This window comes from Pontibacter aquaedesilientis (assembly GCF_014773225.1).
GTDB lineage: Bacteria > Bacteroidota > Bacteroidia > Cytophagales > Hymenobacteraceae > Pontibacter > Pontibacter aquaedesilientis.
Map to the genome: position 1 here is coordinate 1,048,731 of NZ_JACXAJ010000001.1, position 26,685 is coordinate 1,075,415.

Below are 26,685 nucleotides of genomic sequence, written 5' to 3' on the forward strand. Positions count from 1 at the left end.
CCTCAGGGGTCGGGCATCATCGAAAAAGCTGGTTTATAGCAGGAAGGATTGCACCAGTACAGGGATATCCTGCGCCAGCGAGGGCGGTGCATAGTCCGGCACATGGGTATAGGCCGGCTGGTAAAGTTCAAAAAGGGAAGTCCATACCGCTGCGAAAACAGCAATAAAAGTCATATCCGGAACGGACAGCTTGAAAGTGGGAATCAGTTGCTGCTCATCCTCCAGTTCGAGCACAATAGTCTGGTCCTGACAGCAGTCATCGGCCATGGCTGGTTTGTGGCAGTCCGGCAGACTCTCCCGCTGTTTCTCCATTTCGCAGGCAGCGCTGTGTGAGAAAAAAGCCGTCGACATCACCTCGCCCGCACAAAGGTGCTGCGTGATCGTCATCCCCAGCGAGGAGAAAACAACCAGCCATGCAAGCGCCAGGGACAATATGGTGCGAATCAGTTTCAAATTCAGGTATGTACTTACAGCCGAAGATACGGTTTCTTTTGCAAAGGTAACAAAGAATCGATAGGCAAGGTTTACATTTTTCGGATCATGGTTTATAGAATTGCGACATTGCCGGGTGTTACTGCTCGATACTTTCTGTATGACCGGAACTGCAGGCAAAGCTGTAGAATGGGATGCAAAGCCAAATCAGGCTTAGCAAGCTACCATGATCGTGTTAATTCTCCCCTGCCCGATGTCCTTCAAATCTTTGAGGCGATGCTCTATGCAAATACCTTAACTAAATATTCGGTCTGATGCGTATAGGGTTATACGGATGTAATTTGACAGGAATATGAACAACAAAGAACAGGAAGCACAGGGACCGGCAGGTGAAAGCACTCCCTGTAACCTGGCACAGCGGGCTGACGATGCCATCAAACAGAGTATAGGCCGTTACAAAGGCAGAAGCAAGGAAGAGATCTCGGAACGACTGCGGGAGTTGGACCAGGAATGGAGTTTCGAACGGACATTGGAGGTAAACGCGTCCACCTTGGCCTTGTCCGGCACATTGTTGGGAGCTTTCGTGAACAAGCGTTGGTTCATTCTGCCTGGCCTTGCGACGTCATTCCTGTTGCAGCAAGGTATACAGGGCTGGTGCCCTCCTCTGCCCCTCATGCGGGCGCTCGGCATCCGCAGCCGCCGTGAGATTGACGATGAACGTTATGCCCTCAAGGCTTTGCGGGGAGATTTTGACGAAGTATCTTCTAAAAGTTCGCCCACCGAGGTTTTAGACATGGTGAGAAGTTCATAATCTAAATAAAATCATAAAAAAACGAGAAAGGTCATTTGCATGTAACGGAAGAAAAGTGATATTTGCCTAAAAGATTAATTTACCAATAGCGCACGATTCTTCCATCCCTGTTAATTTAAGGTTGCATGCATACTGATCTGATAGATAACCCGAGGCCTTCCCATCTCCAATTTCACAGAAATGAGGAAGCGCGTGTCATGGAGCTGCTTGAGTTTGATTTAGACTACAGCAGCCTCGAGGATGATTTTGAAGACCTGGTGCGATTGGCTGCCACAGTGGCTGGGACCGAGGTTTGCCTCCTCAACCTGATTGACATGTATACGGAGTGGATCGTATCGGGCCACGGCTTTGCAACAGGACAGGTGCCTCGCGAGAACACGGTGTGCCAGTACACGATTTTGGAGCCGGAGCACTTTGAGGTGAAGAACCTGGCAGCCGACGAACGCTTCAAGGATTTTGGAGGAATAAAAGACGCGCCCCATTTCCGGTACTATTTCGGTATCCCCCTGAAAACTCCAAAAGGCAACAGCATCGGAACGCTTTGTGTGCTGGATACGATCGAAAAAGACCTCACATCCGAGAAAATTGCAGTACTGAAGACCATTGCCGGCGAAATCATAAAGCGTTTGACTACCCAAAAACACCTTCAGGCGCTTCGCCGTGAACTGTCTGAGGTAAAAGCCATCAACCAAAGAGTGGCCCACGACATCCGGGGACCTATTGGTGGCATTGTCGGGCTGGCGGATATGCTTATCAGAAAAAACGGCAAAAATTCCCTGGACGAGGTGCTTCGTTTAAGCCAGCTCATTTCCAAAAGCGGTTCCTCACTACTTGCTTTGGCTGATGAGATCATGGGAACTGGCGAAGTAAGTTCGCAATCCACTGCCTTGAACGAGTGCCTTACATTGGGTACGCTCAAGGAAAAGCTGGAGCAACTCTATCAGCCCCAGGCGACCGAAAAAGGCATTTGTTTTGACGTGAGCGTCAACGAGGAGCTTTGTTTCATCAGCTTTTCCAAGAACAAGCTCATGCAGATTACGGGTAACCTCATCTCGAACGCACTTAAATTCACACCTCCTTTGGGTGATGTGTCCGTTTACCTGGATCTCACCTTGTCTCAAAATCACCGGATTTTATATATCCGGGTAAAAGATACGGGCATTGGTTTAACGGAACACCAGATTGCGGCTATTACAGGAGGGAGAGCCTCGAGCACAACCGGAACGAAAGGCGAACTAGGGTATGGCATGGGACTTCAATTGGTAAAGCATCTCGTTGACAACCTACAGGGTAGCATGCAAGTTGAGGCTGCGCCAAACCAGGGAGCCCAGTTTGAGATTAGAATCCCGATAGGGATGATCGCGCACTTAAGCTAATTTTATCCCAATAGCTTACCAAAACGTAACCGTACTCCTATCGCTGCGTTCCGGATTTACAGCTTTCAAGGTATAGGCCAATCCGATTTCATTGGTCGGCCTGTTGATGGAGCGGGCTTCCTGTATTGGGCTTTCATAGGCGTAGCTTAAGCGCAGTTTTTTGTAATTCAGGCCAGCTGCCAGATGAAACGCCTGGTTGTTGCGGTAGCCACCTCCTGCCCAAAGCATATCCTGGTATACGACTTTGGCCTGCCCTTCCAGGGTACTCTCTATCTGCTCATCGTACTGGTAGAGCGCACTGGTCACAAGCCCGAACTGATCGGATAGGTCTGTCCGGAAACCTGCCTGCACCAGATGCTTACGGGTATAGACATCTTTCATGTAAGCATCGCCCGTCGTCATAAAGTGACCTTTGGTGATATCCTGCATGGCATATCCCAAAAAATAGTTACCGCCAGTGAGTGCAAAGCCCAGGTTCAGGTCGAGTTTGCTCATGCTGTTATACTGCCCCATGACATGCTGGTAGCGTGGGTCGCTCGTGTTGTCTACCACCAGACTGTTGCCATCCAAACGGAAGTTGTTGTACGTAATGGCAGCGCCCCATCGCAGACTGAGCGATTCCGAAAGTCGGATGCCAGTGCCATAGTTGAATGCAAGCTGCGTTTCATGGGTAGGCCCGAAGCGGTCTTGCAAAGCAACAAAGCCAAAAGCGTGGCGGGCACCCTGATAGCCTTTTGCCGAGTTCCGGAAGTGGTAATGGCTCGTCCGGTCAGTGGTCTTGCTCAGGTCAGCCGCATCGATCTCACCGGAGAAGAAAAGCGTTTTGGGCGCATCTTCAAAGCCCGTCCATTGGTTTCGGTAGAATGTTTTCAGTATGGAACCTTCGTGGCCTGTCAGCGAAGGGTTGTAGAAGTGCTGGTATGCTGAAAAGTTGCTCACGTATTTCCTGCTCTGCGCCTGCCCTCCGAATGCCAACAGAAATAAAAATGCTATTAATATAAGCTTGTTCATGTAATCTTACTTAAGTACGGTTAATACACCCTTCTGCACCAGGTTAATATCCTTCACCTCAATGATGTAGAAATAATTTCCCGGCTTCACCTCACCGTTCTGCCCTCTGCCATCCCAGCCTTCCTCGGGGTTGGTGGTATGGAACAGCCTCACGCCTGCCCGGTCGAACACCTGAATGCTGATCTCATCATAAAACTTGAGTTCCGGCACCACCCAGGTATCGTTGATGCCATCGTTGTCGGGTGAGAATGCGTTCACGAGTTTGATCTTAGTTTCCGGCTGGTATGGTTTTTTGGTCAGCACGAAAGTCTGCTCGATGCTATTCTGATAAGGGTCTGTACTGCGCACCCGGATGTTAAAACTGCGGATGCCGGATAGCCCTTTGTTCGATTTCAGGTATAGCTTGTCACCCTCGATCAGGAATAGGCTGTTGTGCTGGTCGCCCTGTCCGTTTGCCAAGGTATAGGTATGGGTATCGTCATCCGGGTCGGTGGTACTGAACATACCGATCGTTTCATCGGGCTTGGCATCCGGCTTAAAGGATGTAGTGCTTAGTTGTAGGGCAGTAGGCGCTCGGTTAGGCTCTACCACTACCGTGATGGTAGCCTTGCGATTATCCTGGTTCGTCGTGTTAGGCTGGAGCACAAGTGTTCCGGTCAAGGTATAGCTTCCGGCTACTGCTCCTTTGTAATTGCCCTGTTGCCAGTTAACCGCGATGTTCTCTTTTTCCCCGTTGGTGTATGTCACCTCCACCTGCTTGGGTAGCGGCAAATTTTCGTAAGGCGTTTTGAAAGGAACGCTGATCTGCTCAGGCGTACGCACAGCCATGATGTTCTTGGTGATTTTTTCTACTTTCGCCTTCACCTCATCACCTTGGTTACCGGCTGCATCCACCTGGTAGAAAGTGACCGTCAGCATTCCATCATTCAATCCGGAGACATCTATACCAGAAAGCTTAAACGATACGGCCTTGGCAGTGGCAGTGCCCGTTACCTTATTCCCCCCTTTGTCGCTGGATATAGAATAGAAATAAGTGGCTCCAACCTCCGCATCTGTGACTGAAACGGCGATATCTTTCTGGTTAATAAAATCCACTTGTTCCGTGTCGAAACGGACTGCATACCCGGTCGGGGCAGTCGCGTCGTAGGTTAGATTGATGGTGTTGGAGGCCGTGTTCGGGTTGGTGGCTGCGTCCTGCGCTTTGCCGGCGGCTACCTTAACGGTCACCTCGCCGTCTTTGGCGGGGGTGATTAAAGCGGTGTACTCCGCCTTGCTGATTTGCTTGAAATTACCGGCCGTTGCGTTCGTCAGGCTGACGTCGGCTAACTCAAACCCTTCTACATCCTCACTGAACCGGAAGTTAACGTTGAATGGCGCATTTGTCAGATCGGGAGCCTCTGTGCTGAGGGTCACCGTTGGCGGAGTGGCATCGAAATCACGTTTGAGCACATTGGATGCCAAATTGCCGTTTTCTGCCAAATCCTGCACCTGATCTGCTTTAAGCAATACAGTCACTTCTCCGTCCTTATCCGGTGATATCAGCACGGTATAACTGGTGTTACCTGTCTTTTTCAGATCGGTAGCACGTCCGTTGGAAACCGTAAAAGACGGCACTGCAAGTCCTGTGATTGGCTCGCTGAACTCGACCGTTACTGTGAAAGCTGAATTACCCAGGTTTCCGGATGAGGTACTCAAGGTGGCTGTTGGCGGCTGCACATCGTAGATGCGTTTCAGCACAGCCGATGCTTCGTTTCCGTTGCCGGCGGCATCCAGGGCCTTATCCGCCGCCAGGCTCACGCTTACTTCTCCGTCTGCAGTTGGGTTGATCCGGACGGTATAGACCGAACCGCTCACCGTACTAAAATTACTCACATTGGCATTTGTGAGGGTGATGTCAGCAGCTGAAAAACCGGACACGTCCTCATCAAAATCAAACTGCACCGTAAATGGCGCTTTCACAAGTTGGGGAGCTTCAGAGCTGATGGCCACTTTCGGGCGTTTCAGGTCATAGGCTATTTCCAGTTTGGTAGAGGCTGTGTTGGCATTCCCTGCCAAGTCAGTCACTTTGCCGGCGGCCAGTAAAATACTGGCCGTTCCTTGCACCCCGTTCGGAGGGGTCAGGGTAAGGGTATAGGTGCTTTTGTCAACGGCTGTGAAGTTACTCAGCGAGGCATTGGTCACGCTTAAGTCTGCCGCAGCCAAACCGTATACTTCCTCGGTGAACATTAACTGCACCTGGAAGGCATCCCTTACCGGAGTTTTAGCCTGGGTGGTCAGAGCCACATCCGGTTTGGTTAGGTCAATGGTGACTGTAAATGTTTTGCTCACCTCGCTCACATTGCCGGCTATGTCTTTAGCGGTGGCTGTGAAACGATAGGTACCCGAAGCCAGGGCAGTGCCTTCATAATTGTATACCCAGTCGCCTGTGCTATTGGCTTTGGTCGTGCCCAGTATACCCTTGGAGGCTTCGCTTACAGTTACGTCCATACCGGCTTGCGCCTTTCCTAGCAGTCTAATGGTATTGTCAGAGGTGATCTGGTCATCGTCTTCGGGGCCACGGTCTTCGGTGACAGCACTGAAAACGGGTGCAGTTGGCGGCGTGGTGATGATGGTCCAGGTATAGGTGGCCGGAGTAGCGTCCTTGTTTCCGGCGGCGTCCAATGCCCGCACAGATACGGTATAGGTCCCATCAGCCAAATTACTCAGCGTTACCGGGGTCGAGGTGGTGGCGTAAGGGGCACCGTTCAGACTCATCTCAAAATACACTTTTGCCTCGTTGCTGGCAAACTCGAATGTGGCGGACTTGCTGTTAGAGATAGCTGCCGGTTTGGAGGTGATGGTCGTTTCCGGGGCTTTTGTATCGGCTGCAATGGGTTCCAACAGTGGTTTCAAGGCATTGAACCAAGTATTGGCCATCTTTTGGTAACCAGAGACCGCCGGGTGCAGGTAATCGTCCATGTCGCCTCCGTTGCTGGCAAACTTATAGATAATCCCGGCAGCGTTTTCCATGTCCACCACCACGACCCGGTCGCTTTTCGACTTGATTCTGTTTTCGGCCATCGCTTTGACTTTGTCATTAAAGCGACTTGTATAGCCCGGAGAGTCATCACCCGCGTTTTGTGGGATGCGATTAATGATCAGGCCAAGGATAACGGTTACTTCTTTATTTGCTCTCTCTTCATAAGCGTCCACTTCATCCAGTATACCTTCCATCTCGGCAATGGCCTGGGCATCATCAGTCACGCCATACAAGCCGCCATTGGTACCCAGGTGCAGCAGCACGACATCCGGATTGAATTTGTCCAGGTAGGTGCCTGAGCCACGAGACACCAGTTCGTTGGACTGATTGCGGTAACTGCTCGTTTTGAGCAAGCTAAGTATATCCATTGTACGTGCGGCCGGGAAGCCGGCATTCTGGTCGTTTGCCAAAAATGCACCGCCTGACTTTTCGCTGCCTACAAAGCTGAATTTTGCCTTAATGCCAGTTAGCAGGTCATAGAGTTGCTTGCGATAAGCGATCCGCTCAGAATCGGGTCTGCTATCGCCAGATTTTGTGCCATGTGTGTTGGAGTCGCCGAGCGGCATGATGCTGAATACTTTGCTCTGTGTATGCGTTGTTGCGCTAACGGTCGTGCTGTAGGGCGAGTCACCCGAACTTGATTTTGCCTTTACGCGGTAATAGTAGGTTTCGGCATAGCCCAGACCCGTGGCGCGGTAGCTGTAAATGGTTTTGCCTGCTGTAACCGGCACGGTCGCCAGCTGGGTAAAGTTTTTGTCTGGCAACAATGAGTGCTCCACAATGTATTGGGTAGCCCCCGATACCGCGTTCCACTCCACTGTAACGGCCCCTACTAACGATGGACGTGCTTGCATTCCGGTGGGTGCAGAAGCTAATATGGCAGGAGTACTTGGGGAGGCTGAAATGCTAGGCCCTGAAAATGCCGCTACAAAAAAAAGTATTATAAATGGTATAAGTCTCGTTTGCCCCAAACAGACGAGCGAGTAGATTTTATTCATATAAATATAAAGAGTCGAAGTAATAAACCTTTCCAAATCATTGTCACGAAGGTTCACAGAGCTAAACGAAATTAGAGCAGATGGGTTGAGTATTTTGCACTGAATATATAGTGCTAATTTTTTAAAATATGGTAAATGTCGCCTGCATTATGTTGCTTTAAGTTTAGACGGTCTACGCTCCCTGGATAGCTAGGTCGTTGTGCGCCTACTCAATGCTGTCTTACTCCTCCTAAGCTCGTTACTTTTCACTGCACTTGGTGAATGCTACTAATAACAATTATATAAGGCAAAATCTGGTGATTTTGAAAGCCAAACTAAAATTGAATTAATTTTTGTTTTTTTTAAAATCATAGAAGTCCAATGGTAAAGCTGGCTCGTATATCAAAGTATAACCCAAAACAACTAATAAGTTAATCTTAAGCAACTTATAAATCCGCAGCAACCCTTCTGTGAAATTTTTTTAATTTTTTTTCATCTTAAATTCAAAATTCAATTATGAAGGTTTTTACGTGGAATAGCCATAAATTATGGCTAACTGTACTCACTGTTGCCGCACTGGCAGCGGTAGGTTCACAAACAAATTATCTCGAATCCTCCAGTCACCGCGAGGCCCCCATTATCGCCAATGACCCCCAAGCAGACAACACTGATCTATATGCTTTCAGGAATCCCCATGACCCAAGCAAATTGGTGATCATTGCCAATTATATTCCTTTTCAGTTGCCTCATGGGGGACCAAACTACTATTTTTTTAGCGACGATATTGCCTACGACATTCACATCAAGAATAATGCGGCTACCCAAGGGGACGACATTATGTACCGCTTCAAGTTTAAGACTGTAAATGAAGACCCTAGTACTTTTTTCTACGCCAGGCTGGGTAAACAAAACCTCAAACAGACCTACACACTTTCCAAGAGTACCAATGGGGGCAAGTCATTCAGTACGGTGATTGCAAAAGGAGCCGTACCTGCCTACAATGCTGGTCCCCGAATTATTCAAAGTGGTGTTGGCCTAAACACAAATTACCATCAGGAATTGCTGCTTAAGGGCATAGAAAGAGCCCCCACGGGCGAAATAGCCTTTGTTGGCGCAGTGGATGATCCGTTCTTTGCAGACTTGGGTGCCATCTTTGATTTGGGCAATCTGCGTCCAGGCAACGCCGTGGATGGGCTAAAATGTAAAAACGTACATACCTTGGCCCTGAACATTCCTATCTCCCTTCTGCAGAAAGATGGGAAGCATCCGGACATGGCAAAGAGTATACTAGATTCCGATTTTGTGCTCGGCATATGGGCTTCGGCGAGTCGTCCTAAAATTAGCGTAAGAGAATCAAATGGTCTGGTAAAACACATGGGCCCCATGGTACAGGTGTCGCGGCTCGGTATGCCATTAACAAACGAGGTAATCATTCCGATTGGCCGTAAAGATGAATGGAACTCTAAAACACCTTATGATGAAGATAAGGAGTTTGAAAAATACTTCACTAACCCGGAACTGGCCCTATACATGGATGACTCCCAATTTGGAGGTGCAGTGCCGGGCTTATCACAACTTCGAATACAAACCAACTCCCTTCAAAAGTTTGACTTCCGCAACGGCAAAAACGGACTCTTCCCCCTCCGAGGAAGTGCAGCTGTGAAAAACACAGCCTTGGACTCGAAACTGTTCGGAAATTACCTGTTAAGAGCCAATGCCCCGCGCTCTGTGGACATTTTGCCCATCTTCATGACTGGAGTGCCTAACCTCCCTCCTTACCAATTAGCCACAGGAAAAAATGGAAATCCGCTGGCTAAGGGCAAACCTTTTGTGAATAACTTCCTCCCGACTTTTGGCGACATGCTTCGCGTTAATGTGTCCACCCCGACTACCCCGCGTGACTCACCTGACTTCAGCAGTCTGGGGCTTATTCAAGCTGCGGTGCTGGGTCTCACGGATCCACGCTACAACACAAGCACCGAATGGCAGTTCATACCTAATATGGATGGCTTTCCGAACGGACGACGGTTGGAAGATGATGTAACACGCATTGAGCTGCAGGCAGTAGGTGGTGCAGTACTGGCAGCCATAGGCCTCTGGTATGACGACTATACTGTAGGCTCGCCTAATCCGGTAACCCCTCAGCTTGTAAATACCCTCACCTTTACCACCGGAGTTGAAAAGAATGACAAACCATTTCTGGAAGGCTTCCCTTATATAGCACAGCCTTGGAATGGGTTTGAAGACGGTGCCCAGTGTGACTGCGGTGAAAACGGCATGCCTGAATCCCAAAATATCCAAGGCATGAATATGGGACTCAACATGGCGCCTCCCTCCATCCTAATGAAGGAAATCGACACCTACCCTAATCCCGCCTCGAAATCTACGACTATCCGCTATCACCTTATAAACGACGCCACTGTATCAATGCGGATTTTTGACATGGCCGGCCGGCAGGTTGGCGCTGTAATCGAGAACAAACGGCAACAGGCTGGTGTGCATGAAGTAAAGGTAGATGTAAGCAAACTCGACAAAGGGGTTTACTTCGCTACCATGCAGGATAGTGATGGCAAAAAGCAAACAGTAAAAATTGTAGTGTCTAAATAATGAAGTCAGGCCAAGCTGTGCGCTTGGCCTGCTTTTTTCTATTAAGGATAAAAGCAAACTATATGAAAAGAGAAAACATTTACACGATCGCTTTCCTTGTTCTCCTTGCTGCTGCCGTTACCACTTTCTTTTATAACCGCGAGAAGCAAGACCCCATTCCGCCACTGTTGGAAAGAACTGGCCCCATCTCTACCACGAGCGAATGGGTTAACACCAAAATGGCCATAGAGGGTTTACAGTACAAACTGCGACAAAACCCGGGCGATATGCAAAGTAAGCTGTTCTTAGCTTTGGCCTACATGCAGGAGGCACGCGTAACTGGCGAGCACCCCTATTACTATCCGGCAGCGCTTAAACTGGTAAATGAAGTTTTGTCTAAGAAAAACACGGACGAAGCATTGCGCTACGAGGCAACTGTCGCCAAATCGATCATACAACTTTCTTTGCACCAATTTGAAGAGGCCCTCAGAACAGGTGAAAGGGCCTTGGAGATGAACAGTCGCAGAGCAGCCGTTTATGGGGTGTTGTGTGATGCCAATGTAGAACTCGGTCATTATGAAAAGGCTGTAGAACTGGCTGATAAGATGGTGAGTATTCGTCCGGACCTGCAATCTTACGCACGGGTTTCCTACCTCCGTGAAATATATGGAGATACGCCGGGTGCCATTGTAGCCATGCGAATGGCGGCAGATGCCGGTTATCCTGGCCTTGAGCAAACAGCTTGGACACGGGTAACTTTGGGAAAGCTGCATGAGCAAAACGGAGACCTGCAACAGGCCGAAATGGAATACCGACAAGTTTTGTATGAATACCCGGACTATGCCTTCGCATTGGGGGGTTTAGCCAGATTGGAAGCAAAAAAGAAAAACCATCAGGATGCGATCAAGCTGTTTGACAGAGCTGCCAAAGTTATCCCCGAGTTTACTTTTCACCAAGAACTTGCGGGGCTGTATAAGCTGACGGGGCAACCAAAAAAAGCAGCTAACAGCAGAAAGGAATTGCTCGACGGCTTGAAGGAAGACGAGGAAGCAGGGCACATCGTAGACTTGGAGTTGGCAAACATTTACTTAGAGTTGGATGGAGACCTTGATCAGGCGATGAAGTATGCCTGGAAAGAGTATAAGAGGCGACCAAACAATATTGACGTGTGCAAAACATTAGCCACCATCTACTATAAAAAGCGAGACTACAGGCAGGCAGATAAATTTCTAAAGAAAGCCAGTCATACAGATCGCCAGGATGCCAGCCTACTTTGTTTAACCGGTTTAGTGTCTTACAAATTGGGAGATCGTGTAACTGGTCAGAAACTGCTGCAAAGGTCTTTTACAATTGATCCTTTTCAGAATAACGAAGTCGGTGAGGAAGGCCGTAAAATGTTAGCAGCTACTATAGCAGGTTTGTAAAGCAGGTTCAGTAAGCTAGGTGTCCGTTCCAGTTCCACAGCCTGTCTGTGTTTTATTAAAACCAAACGCTTGAGATTTCGACTGCTAAAAACTTTGAATACTCCTACAATTCCTGTTTAAAAGGACTACTATGTGTTTAATTTGACTGGCCTCACAGTGTCAGGTACTTCTGTATGCTTGTTTGTCTAAAACTATGAAACCTGATAATTTCATCTTTATAACGCAACTGGGAGGTAGCGATGCCTTTAGCACTGGGACAATAAAATGTTTGCTCACATTCTTGCTTCTCGCCTTCTCGGCGACTTATTCAATGGCCCACAATGGCAGCATAAACGGAGGGGTGTTCAGTAAGGAGGACAGCGCTCCGCTAGCCGGCGCCACTGTCATACTTACCAATGTGGACATAGGCACTACCACTGATGTCTTTGGCATGTACTCCTTCAAAGATCTGGTAGAGGGGCAGTATACGATGCAGGTTTCTTACCTAGGCTTCAAATCAACTATACAAACTGTGATGGTAAAGAACACTGAGACCAGCTCGGTAAGCACCTACTTAGAGTCGGGTGAGTTCAGTCTTTCTGAGGTTAGCGTAACCAGCAAAAAGGAGACCGCTCTCAATATCATCAGCTCCTTGGATATAAGCCTTAGGCCAACGCAAAACTCACAAGAAGTCTTGCGCATTATACCGGGTCTATTCATTGCACAACATGCCGGCGGCGGCAAAGCCGAGCAGATTTTTTTGAGAGGATTCGATATTGACCATGGCACCGACGTCGGTTTGTCGGTAGATGGTGTGCCCGTGAACATGGTTTCTCATGCACATGGGCAGGGGTACTCCGACTTGCATTTCCTCATACCGGAGACAATTGAACAGGTCGATTTTGGCAAAGGCCCCTATGAGGCAAAACAAGGAAACTTTACGACTGCCGGCTATGCCGATTTTACTACCCGTTCGGTCCTGAGGAAAAGCGTTTTGAAACTTGAAGCAGGCCGCTTTGACACTTACAGGGCTGTGGGCATGTTCAATTTACTGAGCGACACTGCACGCCAAAAACAACAGAATGCCTACTTGGCAACGGAGTACATGTTCTCGAACGGCTACTTTGAATCCCCTCAAAATTTTAACCGCATCAACTTATTTGGGAGCTACAATGGCAAAGTGGGCGCAAACAAAGTTTTGTCGGTTTCACTGGCAGCCTTCCGCAGCGGCTGGGATGCGTCCGGCCAGATACCCGAACGCGCCATTGCTGACGGTCTCATCAGCCGTTTTGGTGCCATCGATGATACGGAAGGGGGAAACACATCGCGCCAAAGTGTGAACACCAGCCTAATGAGCGTACTTCCAAACAATGCAGTACTGTATAACCAGGTATACGTCCTTAACTATGACTTTGAACTCTACTCCAACTTCACATTTTTCCTGAATGATAGCCTGAACGGTGATCAAATCAGGCAGCGTGAAAACAGACACGTTCTTGGTTACAAAGGCTCCTATAGCAAAGAAAGCCAGTTTTTCAGATTTCCACTCCGAAGTGAACTGGGTCTGGCCCTACGACACGATCTGGTGCAGGGCTCGGAGCTTTCCCGAACCCGCGGCAGAAGGGTCACCCTCCGTGAGGTACATAAAGGTCTCATAGCAGAAACAAACGCCTCCGCCTATATCAGCGAAACACTGGAGTTAACCTCGCGTTTGATTGTCAACACCGCGCTTCGTTTTGACCAGTTTCTTTTCGATTATGTGAATCAGCTACCAACAGACTCTGTCTTTAAAAGACAGGTTGCGGCAAAGAACAGACTTAGCCCCAAACTCAATTTATATTATACCTACTCTCCGACCCTACGCTTTTATGCCAGTGCCGGCATGGGTTTTCACTCCAACGACACCAGGGTTTCGGTAATGGCTGACAAAGATCGGATTTTACCGGCGGCCTACGGGACAGATTTAGGGTTTATCATGAAACCAAGTCCCGGCCTGATCCTTCACATGGCACTGTGGGCGCTCGACCTGGATCAGGAATTAGTGTACGTAGGAGATGAAGGCATTGTAGAGCCTTCCGGGAAAACGAGACGTTTTGGTCTTGACGCCTCGGCCCGTTACCAGGTGTGCCATTATCTGTTTGCAGATGCAGATGTCAGTTTGGCGCGGCCGAGGGCGAGGGAAGAAATAGATGGGAAAAACTATATACCACTGGCACCACTGCTTACCAGTTCCGGAGGGCTGACCTTCCGCAATAAAACAGGGTTTAATGCAAGCACTCGTTATCGTTTCCTACAAAACCGCCCTGCAAATGAAGACTATAGCCTCACCGCAGATGGGTACTTTCTTGTAGATGCCGTGGTGAGCTACCAGCTGAAAAAACTGGAGTTGAAAATAACTGCCGAGAACCTACTCAACAGCGATTGGAAGGAGGCACAGTTTGAGACTGAATCTAGACTAAAAACAGAGGCAAATCCTGTAACAGAGATACACTTTACCCCCGGCACCCCATTCTTCATCAAAGCGGGAGCAACGTATTCTTTTTAACCATCGTGTGCCAATCCGGAAAAAAATCAATCAATAACGACTTACCTCCCTATGTGTCAAACACCACTGTGGTAGCTTTACACATACTTCATCTTTGCATCATTTATGAATTGAACCTTTTAAAGCGCTTCCTTAGAATTATAAAATAATCTCCAGAACCAATGAAAGTAAGTTTATTAGTAGACTAACTATTTATGCGTATAGTATAATCGGCGGTGAATATCCGCACGAGCCTTATGACGATGGAGCTGTGCTTATGATAGGTGATGTGAAACTGAAATATAGCCATGATGCACGTATGAGCTTTAATTTTAAGAACAAAACTCATAAACTAAATAATTTCCTATATTGCCTGACCATGACAGAAGAAGAATTTGACAGTAAATACGAAGCGGCACTGCACCGCATCGTCACCGCCCTGGCTGAAAGCCCTGAAATTGATCCGGAGAAATTTTACAGCCTGACCTGTGTTCTGGAGAACCTACGATTTTTCAGTCCGGTGTTGTATGGGTTGATAAAGTCAGCAAAGGAGCAATAAGCTGCAATCAAGCTATAGCCATGACGGCCACTTTGGAAGGCAATCCGAATTTTACTCGTTGGCTTTAACTGGAATTGTCCTGCCTTCAGCTAAAAAAGCCCCCTTCTGCTTTCGCCCCAAAAGTTATCTCCCTCATCACCGTTACCTAAACTGGTCTAGCTATACCTGCAAGCACGAAGCCCTCAAGTCCAGACTAAACTCAGATTGTTAGCATTAAAAGACCAGTGTGGCATTAACGCCCCCAGATCTCAGACCCAGCTGTGGGTTCACCTGTAGCCGATGTTTCCTGATATTGAGTTTCTGATTCGCCACCTCATACAGGTATAGGGTTCCTTTAGCTGATAGGTAGCCTACCAATGCACCGGCCATCACATCTGTGGCCCAATGGGCGTTATCGTTTATGCGGGACAAGCCAACCAGAGTGGCAACCCCATAGGCGATGGGCGGCACGTATTTGTTCTCGTCTCCATACACCGAGGCCACTGTAGTCGCCACAGCGAAAGCAGTGGTGGTATGGGCAGAAGGCAGGGAGGTATTGCTGGATGTTTGGGCTGCCCCATTAAATATGTGGTTTTCGGTGGTGATATTTGGCCTATATCGGTGAAACTGCTTTTTTAACGTGCTCGTCACTCCCGAACTGATCAGGATGCTCGCCATAGCGACGAGACCTGCTTTCTGAAGTTTTGTATCTTGCCATGCCAAACCTCCCGCAAAAGCGAGGCCAGCGGCAGGCATTAGATAGCCCTGTCGCCCGAGCGGTTGCACCACGTAGGCAATCTGATCAGCAAAAGTAGTGCGATGGCTTTGGGTAAACTGCTGCAGCGGCTCATCCGCCAGGGCAAAGGTGGCCGTCCAGACACCCGCGCCCGCCACCAATACAGCTGCTCCTTTGGCCACAGGCGATAATTTCAGCCTGATGGTATCGACCCCTGTTGCTCTGCCGGTAATAATCGGCTCGCTTTGAAGAGAGTGTGTTTCAACTGATTGAACACGCGGGGCAGGTATAAGCTGTGCATAAACAACCTGTGTGGTTACTGATGCCATCACCAGCAAGAGTAAATCCATTCGTTTGCGAATCACTGAAAACAGAAGCGGAAGCATACTGCGCAACGTTTGTGGGATAAAGAATACACTATTATGCAATTGCCTTACTTTCCGTAAGGCAATGTGAAATTCAAACCTGAACGGATGAGGAATGCCTTGAGTACGATGTGGCGCCAGCTACTTGCACCACGCCATTAACACCCCTGTTACACATCAGGTATACGTGAAATAAACTGACGCTCACTGTGGCGAAAAGAGTAGCTACAGCATAAAACACAGTTCATATTCATTAATACAGAGTTTAAATTGTAAAATTCCCCAAAAGGCTAGCTTCAAGACAGGAAGTTAAAAATAAAGGCATTATCCTTTCCGCCACAACTGCCTGGTGTTTTGAGTGTTATAACGCAATTGAAACGTTTGCTGTTGTAACTGATCATATCCTTTTCAAATCCAGGGTTTACAAACCGCTTTTCGATTTACAGTTAACACGCACGAAGCGTAAAATTCAATTGTAGGTTATGAAGAGCCCTGTATGACAAAGTTTTCATACAGGGCTCCATTTAAAAAAGGGCACTTTATATATGGTCGCTTAAACCGGCATGTTCTTAATTCCATCCGCCGCCTAACGCCCGGTATACTTTCACCAGCGCACTCATTTGATTTTTTTTAGTTTCGATAAGCTCAAACTTAGTTTCCAGGGCCTCACGTTGAGTTAAAAGGACTTCCATGTAATCGGCCCGAGCCGACGCAAATAGGTCTTTCGATATAGCAATGGAGTGGGTGAGCGCCTCTACCTCCCTGGATTTCAAGTCATAGCTTTTATCCAGATTATCTATTCTCGCCAACTGATTCAAAACTTCTATGTAAGCACTTAAAACAGTACGTTCGTAGTGGTAAATAGCTTGTATCTGTTTTGCGTTGGCACTGTTGTAGTTGGCTTTTATCGCATTTTTATTAATTAAGGGGGCCGCCAGATCACCGGCCAGCGTGTACAGCATGGACTCAGGCTTGAGTAAAAAGCTTGGATTGAAAGCCTGGTACCCTATACCTGCGGAAATACCCAAAGAGGGGTAGAACATGGCTTTAGCTACCTTTGTATCAAGTTTGGCGGCGGCCAACGCCAGTTCAGCCTGCTTTATATCCGGGCGGTTAGCCAAAAGTTGCGCTGGTATGCCTGCCTGTATAGTTTCTGGCACCATCGCCTCAAAGGGTTCTGTGCTCCGCTGAATTGGCTGCGGGTACTGCCCCACCAGGAAGTTGATCCTGTTCTCGGTCTCCGTGATCTTCTGCTGAATGTCGAATTGAAGGCCCTGCGTGTGGAGTAATTGCGCTTCAAACCGGCGAACAGCCAGCTCGGTCACCCGGGTAGCCTCCTTCTGTATTTTTACAATCTTTAATGCATTGTGCTGCAGCTCTATGTTCTGCTTTAGGATAGCCAGTTGGCTGTCGAGTGCCAGCAACTCATAGTAGGCGTCGGCTATTTCTGCGATTAGATTGGTGACCATAAAATTTCGGCCTTCCACAGAAGCCAGGTATCTGTAAACCGCAGCCTGTTTCGCATGGCGCAGCTTATGCCACACATCCACCTCCCAGGTGGCAAAGGCCCCAACCAAGAAATCCGAAAGCGGCTCCGGCATTGCTTTCTCCGGTCTGATCTCAGTGGTCGCCTCCATTGCGCCTATGTTGGTATACCTGGCTACCTTGTCAACTCCGGTACCTGCCCGCAGGGCAACAGATGGCAGGTACTCCCCTTTTCTGGCTCTTACCTCGTTTCTGGAAATATCGATTTCCTGCAAAGTAATATGCAGCTCCTGGTTATGCTGCAGCGCAGTATCAATCAGGGCGGCTAGTTGTGGATCTGCAAAATAGGCCTTCCACTTGATCGTTCCGGAATTGGTGGCATCGAGTGAGTTATTGTAACTCGCTGGCACCGCTTTATTCTCAGTTTTTTCAACCAACGACGGTGTGACGCAGCCCGTCAGGGTTAACGACAGGCAGGCTATACCTATACCTTTGTATATTATACTTCTAAGCATGATGAACATAGTCTTCGGTTAAAGGAACTTCCTCTTCATTTTGAATCAGGTGACGGCCATCGGCCAGGTGGGCGAATATGTAGTAGAGCCCGGGAACGATGATAACCCCGAACACAGTACCGAACAGCATGCCGCCCAACGCAGAAGCACCGATAGTCCGGTTGCCGATAGCTCCTGCACCGGTTGCAGCAATCAAAGGGACCAGGCCGGCAATGAAGGCAAAAGAGGTCATCAAAATCGGGCGGAAACGTACCCGCGCACCCTCTATGGCGGCATCAAATATAGAGGCTCCTTCCTGCCGCTTCTGCACGGCGAACTCCACAATAAGCACTGCATTCTTGCCGAGCAGTCCGATGAGCATGATAAGCCCGATCTGCGCGTAGATGTTGTTTTCCAGCCCCATCAGCTGAAGCACCATGAACGAGCCAAACACCCCGACCGGAAGCGAAAGCACCACCGCCAGCGGAATAATAAAACTCTCGTACTGTGCCGCCAACACAAAATATACAAACACCACCACGATCAGAAAGACATAAAGTGCCTCGTTTCCTCTGCCGGCCTCGTCATACGAGAGGCCTTCCCAGGCAATAGTATACCCCTTCGGCAAAGTCTGACTGGCAACTTCCTGCACCGCCTGAATGGCATCAGCCGTAGTGTACCCCTTAGCCGGAAGCCCCTGGATAGCGGCTGAATTGTAGAGGTTAAAGCGCATCACTTCGTTTGGCCCTTGTGTCTTCTTCAGCTTCATAAAGGCAGAATAAGGCACCATCTCGCCATGGTCATTTCTTGCGTAAAGCTTCAGCAAATCAGATGGGAGGCGTCTGAACTGTGGGTCAGCCTGTACATAGACTTTGAAAAACTGATTAAATTTAATGAAGCCCTGCTCGTAGGTACTGCCAATCAGAATGTTGAGGTTTTCCATAGCGCTTCCGATGGATACTCCTTTTTGCATGGCCAATTTGTTGTCAATCTCCAACTCGTACTGCGGATAATTGGCTGCGAAAAACGTAAACAGGCCAGTGAGCTCTTTTCGTTTGCTCAGATTATCTATGAATTCCTGGTTTGCCTTGTCAAACGCATGGTAGTCCGTTTCAGAGTTCTTGTCCAGCAAACGCATCGAAAAACCACCCGAAGAACCAAAGCCGGGTATGGCTGGGGGCTCGAAGAACTCTACTACGGCTCCTAGGCCTTTCGATTTCTCCTCCAGCTCTTCCATGATCTCCTTTACGGTATGGTGGCGCTCTGACCATGGCTTCAGGTTGATTAGGCAGGTACCCGCATTGGAGCCCCGCCCTTCAGTCATGATCTCGTATCCTGCCAAAGAGGACACCGACTCTACCCCGTCTATCTCCTCACAGATCTTCTGGAGATGCTGCGATACCTGATTGGTTTTCTCCAGCGTAGATCCGGGCGGTGTCTGGATGATGGCGTAGATAGTCCCCTGGTCTTCGTTCGGTATAAATCCGGAAGGAAGGATTTGATTCTCATAAAATATACCGGCACCAAAGGCCAACAGGATTCCGAATGTTAACCACTTTCTGCTGACGATCGACTTCAGCAATCCAACGTATTGGCCGGTCAATTTCTCAAATCCACGGTTAAAGCGATCTAGTGCCCTTGTGAGCAGATTTTTCTTTTTTTCAGCCCCATGTTGGTTTTTCAAGAGCATGGCGCAGAGTACCGGTGTCAGCGTAAGGGCCACCAAGGCCGAAATGACAATTGAACTGGCCATTGTGATGGAGAACTGCCGGTAAAACGTACCCACAGGGCCAGACATGAACGAAATGGGGAGGAATACTGACACCATAACGGCTGTGATGGCGATAATAGCACCGCTGATTTCCCCAAGCACCTTTTTGACAGCATGGTAAGGCGACAGATGGGGCTCTTCCTCCAATTTGGCATGGACAGCCTCCACCACTACAATGGCATCGTCCACCACAATCCCAATAGCCAGCACAAGGGCAAAAAGCGTGACTAAGTTGATGGAAAGCCCAAAGAACTGAATCACGAAAAATGCCCCGATCAAGGACACCGGCACAGCCAGGATTGGAATAAGCGTAGAGCGCCAATCGCCCAGGAAGATGAACACCACGATGGCTACCAATATAAAGGCATCGCGCAAGGTATGGATCACCTGCTCAATAGAGGCATCCAGGAACTGGGACACGTCATAGCTGATCTTGTAGTCCATTCCAGGCGGGAAATAAGGTTTCATCTCCTCAAGCTGGGCTTTCACTTCAGCTATCACATCGCTGGCGTTGCTGCCATAGTTCTGCTTCAGCACGATCGCTGCCGATGGATGACCATCCAGGTTGGAATAAATGTCAAAGAATTCGCTTCCTAACTCAACCGTGGCAATGTCTTTGAGGTGAATACTCTCCCCTTCGGCATTGGCCCGTACAATTACACCCTCGTACTCTTCCGGTTTGTTATACCTGCCTTTGTAAGTAAGCACATACTCCAGCGACTGGGCCGCTATACCGGAGCTTTGACCCAGCCTGCCGGGGCGGCCGATAATGCTCTGCTCGTCTAGTGCCTTCATAACTTCCTCTACCGAGATGCTGTAAGCCCGCATGCGGTCAGGGTTCAGCCAGATCCGCATGGCATACCTTCGGCTGCCTAATATCTGTGCCCGTGCCACCCCATTGATCCGCTGGATTTCCGGAATCATCTTCACGGTGGCATAATTGAAAAGAAACTTCTCGTCCATGCTTTCATGCTTGGAGTAGAGGTTGACGTACATCAACATACTGGGCTGGACCGGCGTGATCACCACTCCCTCCCGCTGTACCAGTTCCGGCAGAAGGGGCATCACCTGGTCTACCCTGGTTTTTACCCGAACAACAGCATCGTTGGGGTCGGTACCCGGTTCGAAAATGATTCGAAGGGTGGCCTCTCCGGCACTGGTAGCATCAGATGCTATGTACCGCATCCCTTCCACTCCATTAATGGCCTGCTCAAGGGTAATGAGAGTAGAGTTCACCAACACATCTGCGCTGGCCCCCGGATAAGCGATGAAAATGTTAACCGTAGTAGGTGCAATATCCGGGAACTGGGAGATGGGGAGTTTCTTGATGGCGAGCGTACCCACAAAAACAATCATGACCGACAGGACGATTGCAAATACAGGTCTATGTATGAATTTACTGAACATGTGTTGTGCTTTTAAGGACGCCTAATTATTCTGCATACAAGTCTAGATGCGCTATAACAGAGTTAGGCGCTAAGAATTGGTATTGTATTTTTTCGTTTTCGCGAACCAGCCGCAGCCCCTCCAGCAGAATCTTGTCGTTTTCAGCCAGCCCCTTTTGCACCACATAAATGTGAGGGATTTCAGCAGCTACTGTTATTTCTCTCGAGCGCAGCACATTGTCTTTATCCACCACATAGACAAACTTTTTGTCCAGAACCTCAAAAGTGGCCTTCTGAGGTATAAGCAGTGCGTTCTGAAGGGGAATTTCCATCCGGATGTTACCCGTGGACCCATGTCGCAGCAATCCATCCGGGTTAGGGAAGGTCGCCCTGAAAGCGATGTTGCCCGTCTCGTTATTGAAATCTGCCTGAATGGTCTCGACTACCCCCGGGTAGCCAAACAGCTTGTTGTTCGCCATTAGCAGGCTAACTTTTACTGCGTCCTGGGTTTTGGCCTTGCTTTGATAATCCAGGTATTCCGCTTCCGGAACATTGTAGTAAACCCACATTTTACTGTTATCCGAAAGATGTGACAGCAATTCTCCCTCTTCTACCAGGCTTCCCTGCCTTACATGGAAGCGGTCTATGATGCCATCAAAAGGGGCTCTGATCTCGGTAAACTGCAGGTGAACCTGTGCCAGTGTCACTTCAGCCTTGGCTTTATCCCACTTGGCCTTGGCCATTGCCAACTCATTGGGGGACACGATATTGCCGTCGGCTAGTTTTTTTGTATTGAGATACTCAATTTGTGCGAAATTGGCTTCTGCCTGCGCCCTTTGGCGCTCAGCCTCATACAGCTTGGGCATAATTTGAAACAACAGCTGGCCGGCTTTCACAAACTGCCCCTCGTCCACAAAAATCTTTTGCAGATAACCTCTTTCCTGGGTTCTTAGCTCGATGTGGCGAATGGCGTGTATCTGGCTGACGTAATCTACTGAAATGGTCGTGTCCATCTTCACAGGGCTGGTCACCAGGAACTTAATATTGGCTTCCTCATTTTCTTCTCCTTTTGAGGAAGTACAGCTTGAATGCCACAATAGGGCACACAACCCCATAAACATGAGGAGTGTCTTCATGATTTTCATGATGTAACTAATTAATTGGTGGATAAGATTTTTTGCGAAATAGCGATCACGGTGTTTTAGGAAAAACACAGAACCAGCCCCAAGGCAAATGCAAAGGGTACTAGTTAAAAATAAAATAATTGGATGGTGCTGCTCTATAGACCCAAGTATAGGGTATAGAGTGGTTGCTGCATAAGTGGGAGTGCAGCCAACCAGTAAGGCGTGGTATTATAGTAAGAAGGAGTCTTTGAGCAGGTATATGGCCGGGAACCTGCCTTTGATGGCAGCACCATAATGCACCAGAAAATGCTTATTAACGATCTCAAATTCAGGCACAAAGTCATAAAACAGACCTTTGTTGGCGGCAGTAAACAAAATTGACTGAACGGTGTCTTCCTCTTCCTCCGTTTCTTTGTTTACCTGGAAGGCCTGTAGTTCAAAAGAGGCTTTTTTAAGTATATGCTGGCGCGAATGCTCTGGCAGCACGTCTGTCGATACTGGTGATTCGGACATGATAGTTGCCGCAATAGCATACCCGCCCGCCAGGTTAAAGCAGGTAAGGCAGATTAGCAAAAGCAACAGGAATCGTTTCACAGCAGCGGTATCGAAATTAAGAAGTCAAGTGCAAATGTAACGGAATTGTTGACATCCATTGTCTCTCGCGACAATAAAATTATTGCAAAAAGTTTAAACCCCATTCCTCCCATTACCTGCCTATAATTATCATGCTTATAGCATTCTGCTGATCTGACCTACAGATTCAGGCTTATGTAACCATTGTCACTGAATACGCCTTTCGATTCCTCCACCTTTGCATAATCAAGAATACTCTTTAGGATATCTATCCTGCTAACAGATTTTAAAATTCCGACATTATGCAAATGAAACTTGTGCTGCCAATCGCTTTGCTGTGTACGTTAGGGTGGAACAGTGCTGCCGGTCAGGACCATCATACCACTGATCAAGGGCATGGGACCGAACAAGAAGCCGATACAATTCAAATTAACAGTGTAAAAGAGCTTTTCACCAAAGGGGAAGTGAATGGTCATATCCGGAACCATTTTATGGCCACTTTCAATCACCGTACCCTATCAGACAATTATGCCAATGCCATTGGGGCGGAAATCGGGTATAAGACGGCTTCCTTGTATGGGTTCCGCTTTGGGTTCGCGGGCTTGTTCACTTACAACCTGTTTTCATCGGATATTTGGGAACGGGACTTTATCGCCGAAAAGCACCCTAAATTTGAACTTGAGCTTTTTGATATCGAAGACCCGCACAATAAGGCTGATCTGGATCGTCTGGATGAGATATACCTGGCCTATAACGCTAAACATCTTCGGGCGAAGGTAGGACGTTTTAGTTTTACCTCTCCGCTGATGAACCCCCAAGACACGCGTATGAAGCCTTATTCATTTCAAGGTATAAAGGTGCAGATACCTTTCCAGGAAAAAGGCCAGATCACGTTCGCATGGTTCGACCATTTCTCCCCAAGAAGTACTGTGGAATGGTTTAAGGCTGATGAGACGATCGGCATTTTCTCACCAGGTGTGGATGAATTTGGCAACCCATCCGATTACCCACACCATACGAGTACCAAAGGTGTGGCTGTGGCTGGCTTGGAGCTGCATCCAAATAAGCGCCTCAAGGCTGAGGCATGGAACTACTGGATTGAAAATGTCTCCAATAACAGCTATGGCAAGGCGGTAGTGGCAGTAGCCCCTCAGGTTAAGTTAGGTGTGGAGGGTCTGTACCAGTTCCAGGTGGGTGATGGCGGAAACCCCAAAACCCAACACGTATATTTTCCAGAACAGCGGCAATGGCTGGCTGGCGGTATGCTGGCCTATGAGCTAAACAATCTGAACCTCTCGCTTAACTATCTGCACATTGACGGAGACGGGCGTTTCCTGTTCCCGAGGGAATGGGGACGTGAGCAGTTTTTCGCTACTTTATCGAGAGGCCGAATGGAAGGCGTGGGCAAAGCTGACCTGCTGGTAGCCAAAGCCCACAAGCACTGGTCTGGCAATTTTTCGTCTGAACTTGCTTTGGCCAGGTCCTGGTTGCCAGAGCCAACCGATTACAGGTATAACAAGTATGGAGCCGTTTCATACTGGGGCTGGGTCGCTGACTTGAAATACAGTCCTGCAAAGCCTGTTCTGGATGGACTCAGCTTTCGCTTGCTCTACATCGGCAGGGAGTCTCCAGGTACGGGCATTCCGCTGAAGGATAGGTACTACAATACCAATTTTCATCACCTGAATTTTGTGACACAGATTACTTTTTAAGGTATAATGAAGAACAAATTAACCGCAATGAACGCTATGTGACTTACATCACTGTACGGGGCTTACGTATACCTTAACTTTGTAGTAAAATCAGTAATTCCGAAAAATTAAAAACCATAACCCATGAAGATAGAACAGTTTGAAGACAAAGGATTGGCACATTATGCTTATGCCATTTTAAGTGAAAACACTGGCGAAATGGTACTGGTAGATCCTGCTCGCGACCTACAACCTTATTATGATTTCGCAGAGAAGAATAAGGCCAAAATTGTGGGGGTCATCGAAACACACCCGCACGCTGACTTTGTGAGCTCACATCTCGAGATCCATAAAAAAACCGGGGCCACTATTTATGCGCATAGCATGGTGGGGGCTGAGTATCCGCATGAGTCTTTCGACGAAGGGGCTGTGCTACAGATTGGTGATGTGAAACTGAAATCTATTCATACCCCAGGTCACTCGCCTGACGGCATCAGCATTGTGTTGGAGCATGAAGGCAAAGACAAAGCCGTATTTACCGGAGATACCCTGTTTATTGGTGACGTTGGTCGCCCTGACCTGCGCGAAAGTGCCGGCAATGTAACGGCCAAACGCGAAGAGCTGGCCCGCCAGATGTACCACAGCACCCGTGAGAAATTGATGAAGCTGGATGATGATGTGCTGGTATACCCTGCGCACGGAGCCGGTACACTTTGCGGCAAAGGCTTGAGCGAAGCGAGCAGCAGTACCATCGGCGCTGAAAAGAAAAGCAATTACGCCCTGCAGGAAATGAGCGAGGATCAGTTCGTGAAAGTACTGACGGAAGACCAACCATTTATACCTAAATACTTCGGCTACGATGTGGGACTGAACAAACAAGGCGCTCCCTCCTATCAGCCAAGTTTGGAGGGTGTGAAAAAACTGGAAAAGAACTATAAGCCGGGTAGTGGTGCCGTGATTGTGGATGCCCGAAGCGAGAAGGTCTTCAAAAAAGGACACCTGGAAGGCGCGATCAATATCCAGAACGGTGGCAAATTCGAAACGTGGCTCGGAAGTATTGTAGGGCCTAACGAACGCTATTATCTAATTGCTGAATCGGAAGAAGAACTGGATGAATTGATCAGAAAAGCCTCTAAAATTGGCTATGAGCTACTGATTGAAGGTGCGTTTGTGCAGACAGAGGCTGCTGAAGAAAAGTCTCCTGTGATAGACGTAGCCGAATTCAAGGAAAATCAGGAACAGTACACCATCGTAGACATCCGCAATGCTTCAGAGGTAAAGGGTGGTAAATTCTTCGAAAGTGCTATTAACATCCCGCTTCCGGAACTGCGTGAGCGTGCCAAGGAGATTCCTACAGATAAACCAGTGGTGGTGCATTGTGCTGGCGGATATCGTTCTGCAGCAGGTAGCAGCATTGTGGAGGCAGCCTTGCCAGACACTAAAGTACTTGACTTAAGCGAAGCCGTCAACGACTTTAAATAAGCTACTTCTAATTTAATTCATTACCAGTGCAGGTTCTTATGGTGCCTGCACTGGTTTTTTGCTTTATACTTGCTATACCTAAAAGACCTATTCAAACCCTTACGACACGTATACTAAACCATGGAAATACCGCAGAAAGATGATATCCTGAAAAAATTCCCCCAGTTTGAGCAGACCCTACTCGACGAGATACTGGCGAACAGTACCATCAAATTGGTGGAAGAAGGAGATGAGGTGATGCGCACCGGGCAGTACATTCGCTCCTCTGTGCTCCTGCTCAATGGCCTGCTGAAGGTATACCGTGAAGACGAGGAGGGCAATGAGTTTCTGATGTATTACCTGGAGCCGGGCCATGCCTGTGCCCTTTCCATGATGTGCACCGCCCGCGACGAACAAAGCCAAATCATGGCCAAAGCCGTGGTGCCTTCCGAAGTCATACTCATCCCTTCGCATTTATCAGAGCAATGGCTGGCAAAGTACAAAAGCTGGCACAACTTTGTAATCGCATCTTACCGTCAACGCTTCGAGGAGTTATTGCAGACCCTGGACAGCGTTGCCTTCAAAGGACTGGACGACCGCCTGCTTTTTTATCTGAAGCGCCATGTGCAGGTGAGCGGAAAAGAAGTCCGGTTATCGCATCAACATATCGCCGACGAGCTTAACAGCTCCCGCGAAGTGATCTCCCGCCTCCTCAAAAAGCTCGAACAAACTGGTGCCATTACACTGCATCGAAATTACATCGAAGTGCATGACCTTGATTTAGTTTAGAAGTTTGGAAGTTGGAAAGTTTAGAAGTTTTGAACAGATCAACCACCTCTTAAAGTGGATGGTTTTATCAATTCAAAGCCCCATCCCTACTTTTAACCCCCTCAACTTTCTAACTTCCAAACTTCCCAACTTTC

Annotated in this window: 17 protein-coding genes; 9 read left to right on the top strand and 8 right to left on the bottom strand. The window is 48.4% G+C overall.

Features of this window, described 5'->3' with window-relative positions; genetic code table 11:
• Positions 1 to 33 precede the first annotated feature (33 nt).
• Positions 34 to 453, bottom strand: a complete 420-nt coding sequence (locus H9Q13_RS04570) for an HYC_CC_PP family protein (RefSeq protein ID WP_191182533.1) — start codon at positions 451 to 453, stop codon at positions 34 to 36.
• A gap of 331 nt (positions 454 to 784) precedes the next feature.
• Between H9Q13_RS04570 and H9Q13_RS04575 the strand changes: the two genes are divergently transcribed.
• A complete protein-coding gene (locus tag H9Q13_RS04575) occupies positions 785 to 1,243 on the top strand; it encodes a DUF2892 domain-containing protein (RefSeq protein ID WP_191182534.1) in 459 nt (152 codons plus the stop codon).
• Between the two features lie 125 nt (positions 1,244 to 1,368).
• The gene (locus H9Q13_RS04580) at positions 1,369 to 2,619 is read left to right on the top strand and encodes a GAF domain-containing sensor histidine kinase (protein WP_191182535.1); all 1,251 of its coding nucleotides are present in this window, start codon (positions 1,369 to 1,371) and stop codon (positions 2,617 to 2,619) included.
• A 15-nt stretch (positions 2,620 to 2,634) separates the two neighbouring features.
• Here the strand turns inward: H9Q13_RS04580 and H9Q13_RS04585 are convergent, their stop codons facing one another.
• Entirely contained in the window at positions 2,635 to 3,630 is a 996-nt protein-coding gene (locus H9Q13_RS04585) for a PorP/SprF family type IX secretion system membrane protein (protein ID WP_191182536.1), read from the bottom strand.
• Positions 3,631 to 3,636: 6 nt separating this feature from the next.
• Positions 3,637 to 7,503: an Ig-like domain-containing protein gene (locus tag H9Q13_RS04590; protein ID WP_224744054.1), complete on the bottom strand. Its 3,867-nt coding sequence runs from the start codon at positions 7,501 to 7,503 to the stop codon at positions 3,637 to 3,639.
• Positions 7,504 to 8,142: 639 nt separating this feature from the next.
• Between H9Q13_RS04590 and H9Q13_RS04595 the strand changes: the two genes are divergently transcribed.
• The 4 genes from H9Q13_RS04595 to H9Q13_RS04610 all read left to right on the top strand — a co-directional run bounded on the left by H9Q13_RS04595 (position 8,143) and on the right by H9Q13_RS04610 (position 14,698).
• Positions 8,143 to 10,233: a T9SS type A sorting domain-containing protein gene (locus H9Q13_RS04595; RefSeq protein ID WP_191182538.1), complete on the top strand. Its 2,091-nt coding sequence runs from the start codon at positions 8,143 to 8,145 to the stop codon at positions 10,231 to 10,233.
• A 62-nt stretch (positions 10,234 to 10,295) separates the two neighbouring features.
• On the top strand, positions 10,296 to 11,636 hold the full coding sequence (locus H9Q13_RS04600; RefSeq protein ID WP_191182539.1) for a tetratricopeptide repeat protein: 1,341 nt from the start codon (positions 10,296 to 10,298) through the stop codon (positions 11,634 to 11,636).
• A 268-nt stretch (positions 11,637 to 11,904) separates the two neighbouring features.
• On the top strand, positions 11,905 to 14,160 hold the full coding sequence (locus tag H9Q13_RS04605; RefSeq protein ID WP_224744055.1) for a TonB-dependent receptor: 2,256 nt from the start codon (positions 11,905 to 11,907) through the stop codon (positions 14,158 to 14,160).
• A 358-nt stretch (positions 14,161 to 14,518) separates the two neighbouring features.
• A complete protein-coding gene (locus tag H9Q13_RS04610) occupies positions 14,519 to 14,698 on the top strand; it encodes a hypothetical protein (RefSeq protein ID WP_191182541.1) in 180 nt (59 codons plus the stop codon).
• A 213-nt stretch (positions 14,699 to 14,911) separates the two neighbouring features.
• On the opposite strand, the gene H9Q13_RS04615 is transcribed toward H9Q13_RS04610, so the two are convergent.
• The 5 genes from H9Q13_RS04615 to H9Q13_RS04635 all read right to left on the bottom strand — a co-directional run bounded on the left by H9Q13_RS04615 (position 14,912) and on the right by H9Q13_RS04635 (position 22,631).
• Positions 14,912 to 15,763 (bottom strand): phosphatase PAP2 family protein, encoded by an 852-nt coding sequence (locus H9Q13_RS04615; protein ID WP_191182542.1) that lies wholly within the window; start codon positions 15,761 to 15,763, stop codon positions 14,912 to 14,914.
• A gap of 584 nt (positions 15,764 to 16,347) precedes the next feature.
• On the bottom strand, positions 16,348 to 17,778 hold the full coding sequence (locus tag H9Q13_RS04620; protein WP_191182690.1) for a TolC family protein: 1,431 nt from the start codon (positions 17,776 to 17,778) through the stop codon (positions 16,348 to 16,350).
• The gene (locus tag H9Q13_RS04625) at positions 17,771 to 20,935 is read right to left on the bottom strand and encodes an efflux RND transporter permease subunit (RefSeq protein WP_191182543.1); all 3,165 of its coding nucleotides are present in this window, start codon (positions 20,933 to 20,935) and stop codon (positions 17,771 to 17,773) included. The genes H9Q13_RS04620 and H9Q13_RS04625 overlap by 8 nt, the downstream gene beginning before the upstream one ends.
• A gap of 25 nt (positions 20,936 to 20,960) precedes the next feature.
• A complete protein-coding gene (locus H9Q13_RS04630) occupies positions 20,961 to 22,049 on the bottom strand; it encodes an efflux RND transporter periplasmic adaptor subunit (protein ID WP_191182544.1) in 1,089 nt (362 codons plus the stop codon).
• A gap of 216 nt (positions 22,050 to 22,265) precedes the next feature.
• Positions 22,266 to 22,631: a hypothetical protein gene (locus H9Q13_RS04635; protein WP_224744056.1), complete on the bottom strand. Its 366-nt coding sequence runs from the start codon at positions 22,629 to 22,631 to the stop codon at positions 22,266 to 22,268.
• A 281-nt stretch (positions 22,632 to 22,912) separates the two neighbouring features.
• On the opposite strand from H9Q13_RS04635, the gene H9Q13_RS04640 reads away from it, so the two are divergent.
• The 3 genes from H9Q13_RS04640 to H9Q13_RS04650 all read left to right on the top strand — a co-directional run bounded on the left by H9Q13_RS04640 (position 22,913) and on the right by H9Q13_RS04650 (position 26,551).
• Positions 22,913 to 24,322 carry an OprD family outer membrane porin gene (locus H9Q13_RS04640; RefSeq protein WP_224744057.1) on the top strand — a complete coding sequence of 470 codons (1,410 nt, stop codon included), beginning with the start codon at positions 22,913 to 22,915 and terminating at the stop codon, positions 24,320 to 24,322.
• Positions 24,323 to 24,445: 123 nt separating this feature from the next.
• Positions 24,446 to 25,783, top strand: a complete 1,338-nt coding sequence (locus H9Q13_RS04645; protein ID WP_191182546.1) for a rhodanese-like domain-containing protein — start codon at positions 24,446 to 24,448, stop codon at positions 25,781 to 25,783.
• 120 nt (positions 25,784 to 25,903) lie between these two features.
• Positions 25,904 to 26,551, top strand: coding sequence for a Crp/Fnr family transcriptional regulator (locus tag H9Q13_RS04650; protein WP_191182547.1), 648 nt, complete (start codon positions 25,904 to 25,906; stop codon positions 26,549 to 26,551).
• The last annotated feature ends 134 nt before the right edge of the window (positions 26,552 to 26,685 follow it).

Excerpts from the sequence above, each read along its gene's own strand:
- H9Q13_RS04610 (WP_191182541.1), top strand. The coding sequence starts at position 14,519 with ATGACAGAAGAAGAATTTGACAGTAAATACGAAGCGGCACTGCACCGC.
- H9Q13_RS04630 (WP_191182544.1), bottom strand. The coding sequence starts at position 22,049 with ATGAAGACACTCCTCATGTTTATGGGGTTGTGTGCCCTATTGTGGCAT.
- H9Q13_RS04585 (WP_191182536.1), bottom strand. The coding sequence starts at position 3,630 with ATGAACAAGCTTATATTAATAGCATTTTTATTTCTGTTGGCATTCGGA.
- H9Q13_RS04640 (WP_224744057.1), top strand. The coding sequence starts at position 22,913 with ATGCAAATGAAACTTGTGCTGCCAATCGCTTTGCTGTGTACGTTAGGG.
- H9Q13_RS04615 (WP_191182542.1), bottom strand. The coding sequence starts at position 15,763 with ATGGATTTACTCTTGCTGGTGATGGCATCAGTAACCACACAGGTTGTT.
- H9Q13_RS04650 (WP_191182547.1), top strand. The coding sequence starts at position 25,904 with ATGGAAATACCGCAGAAAGATGATATCCTGAAAAAATTCCCCCAGTTT.
- H9Q13_RS04595 (WP_191182538.1), top strand. The coding sequence starts at position 8,143 with ATGAAGGTTTTTACGTGGAATAGCCATAAATTATGGCTAACTGTACTC.
- H9Q13_RS04625 (WP_191182543.1), bottom strand. The coding sequence starts at position 20,935 with ATGTTCAGTAAATTCATACATAGACCTGTATTTGCAATCGTCCTGTCG.
- H9Q13_RS04575 (WP_191182534.1), top strand. The coding sequence starts at position 785 with ATGAACAACAAAGAACAGGAAGCACAGGGACCGGCAGGTGAAAGCACT.
- H9Q13_RS04590 (WP_224744054.1), bottom strand. The coding sequence starts at position 7,503 with ATGCAAGCACGTCCATCGTTAGTAGGGGCCGTTACAGTGGAGTGGAAC.
- H9Q13_RS04600 (WP_191182539.1), top strand. The coding sequence starts at position 10,296 with ATGAAAAGAGAAAACATTTACACGATCGCTTTCCTTGTTCTCCTTGCT.
- H9Q13_RS04580 (WP_191182535.1), top strand. The coding sequence starts at position 1,369 with ATGCATACTGATCTGATAGATAACCCGAGGCCTTCCCATCTCCAATTT.
- H9Q13_RS04645 (WP_191182546.1), top strand. The coding sequence starts at position 24,446 with ATGAAGATAGAACAGTTTGAAGACAAAGGATTGGCACATTATGCTTAT.
- H9Q13_RS04620 (WP_191182690.1), bottom strand. The coding sequence starts at position 17,778 with ATGCTTAGAAGTATAATATACAAAGGTATAGGTATAGCCTGCCTGTCG.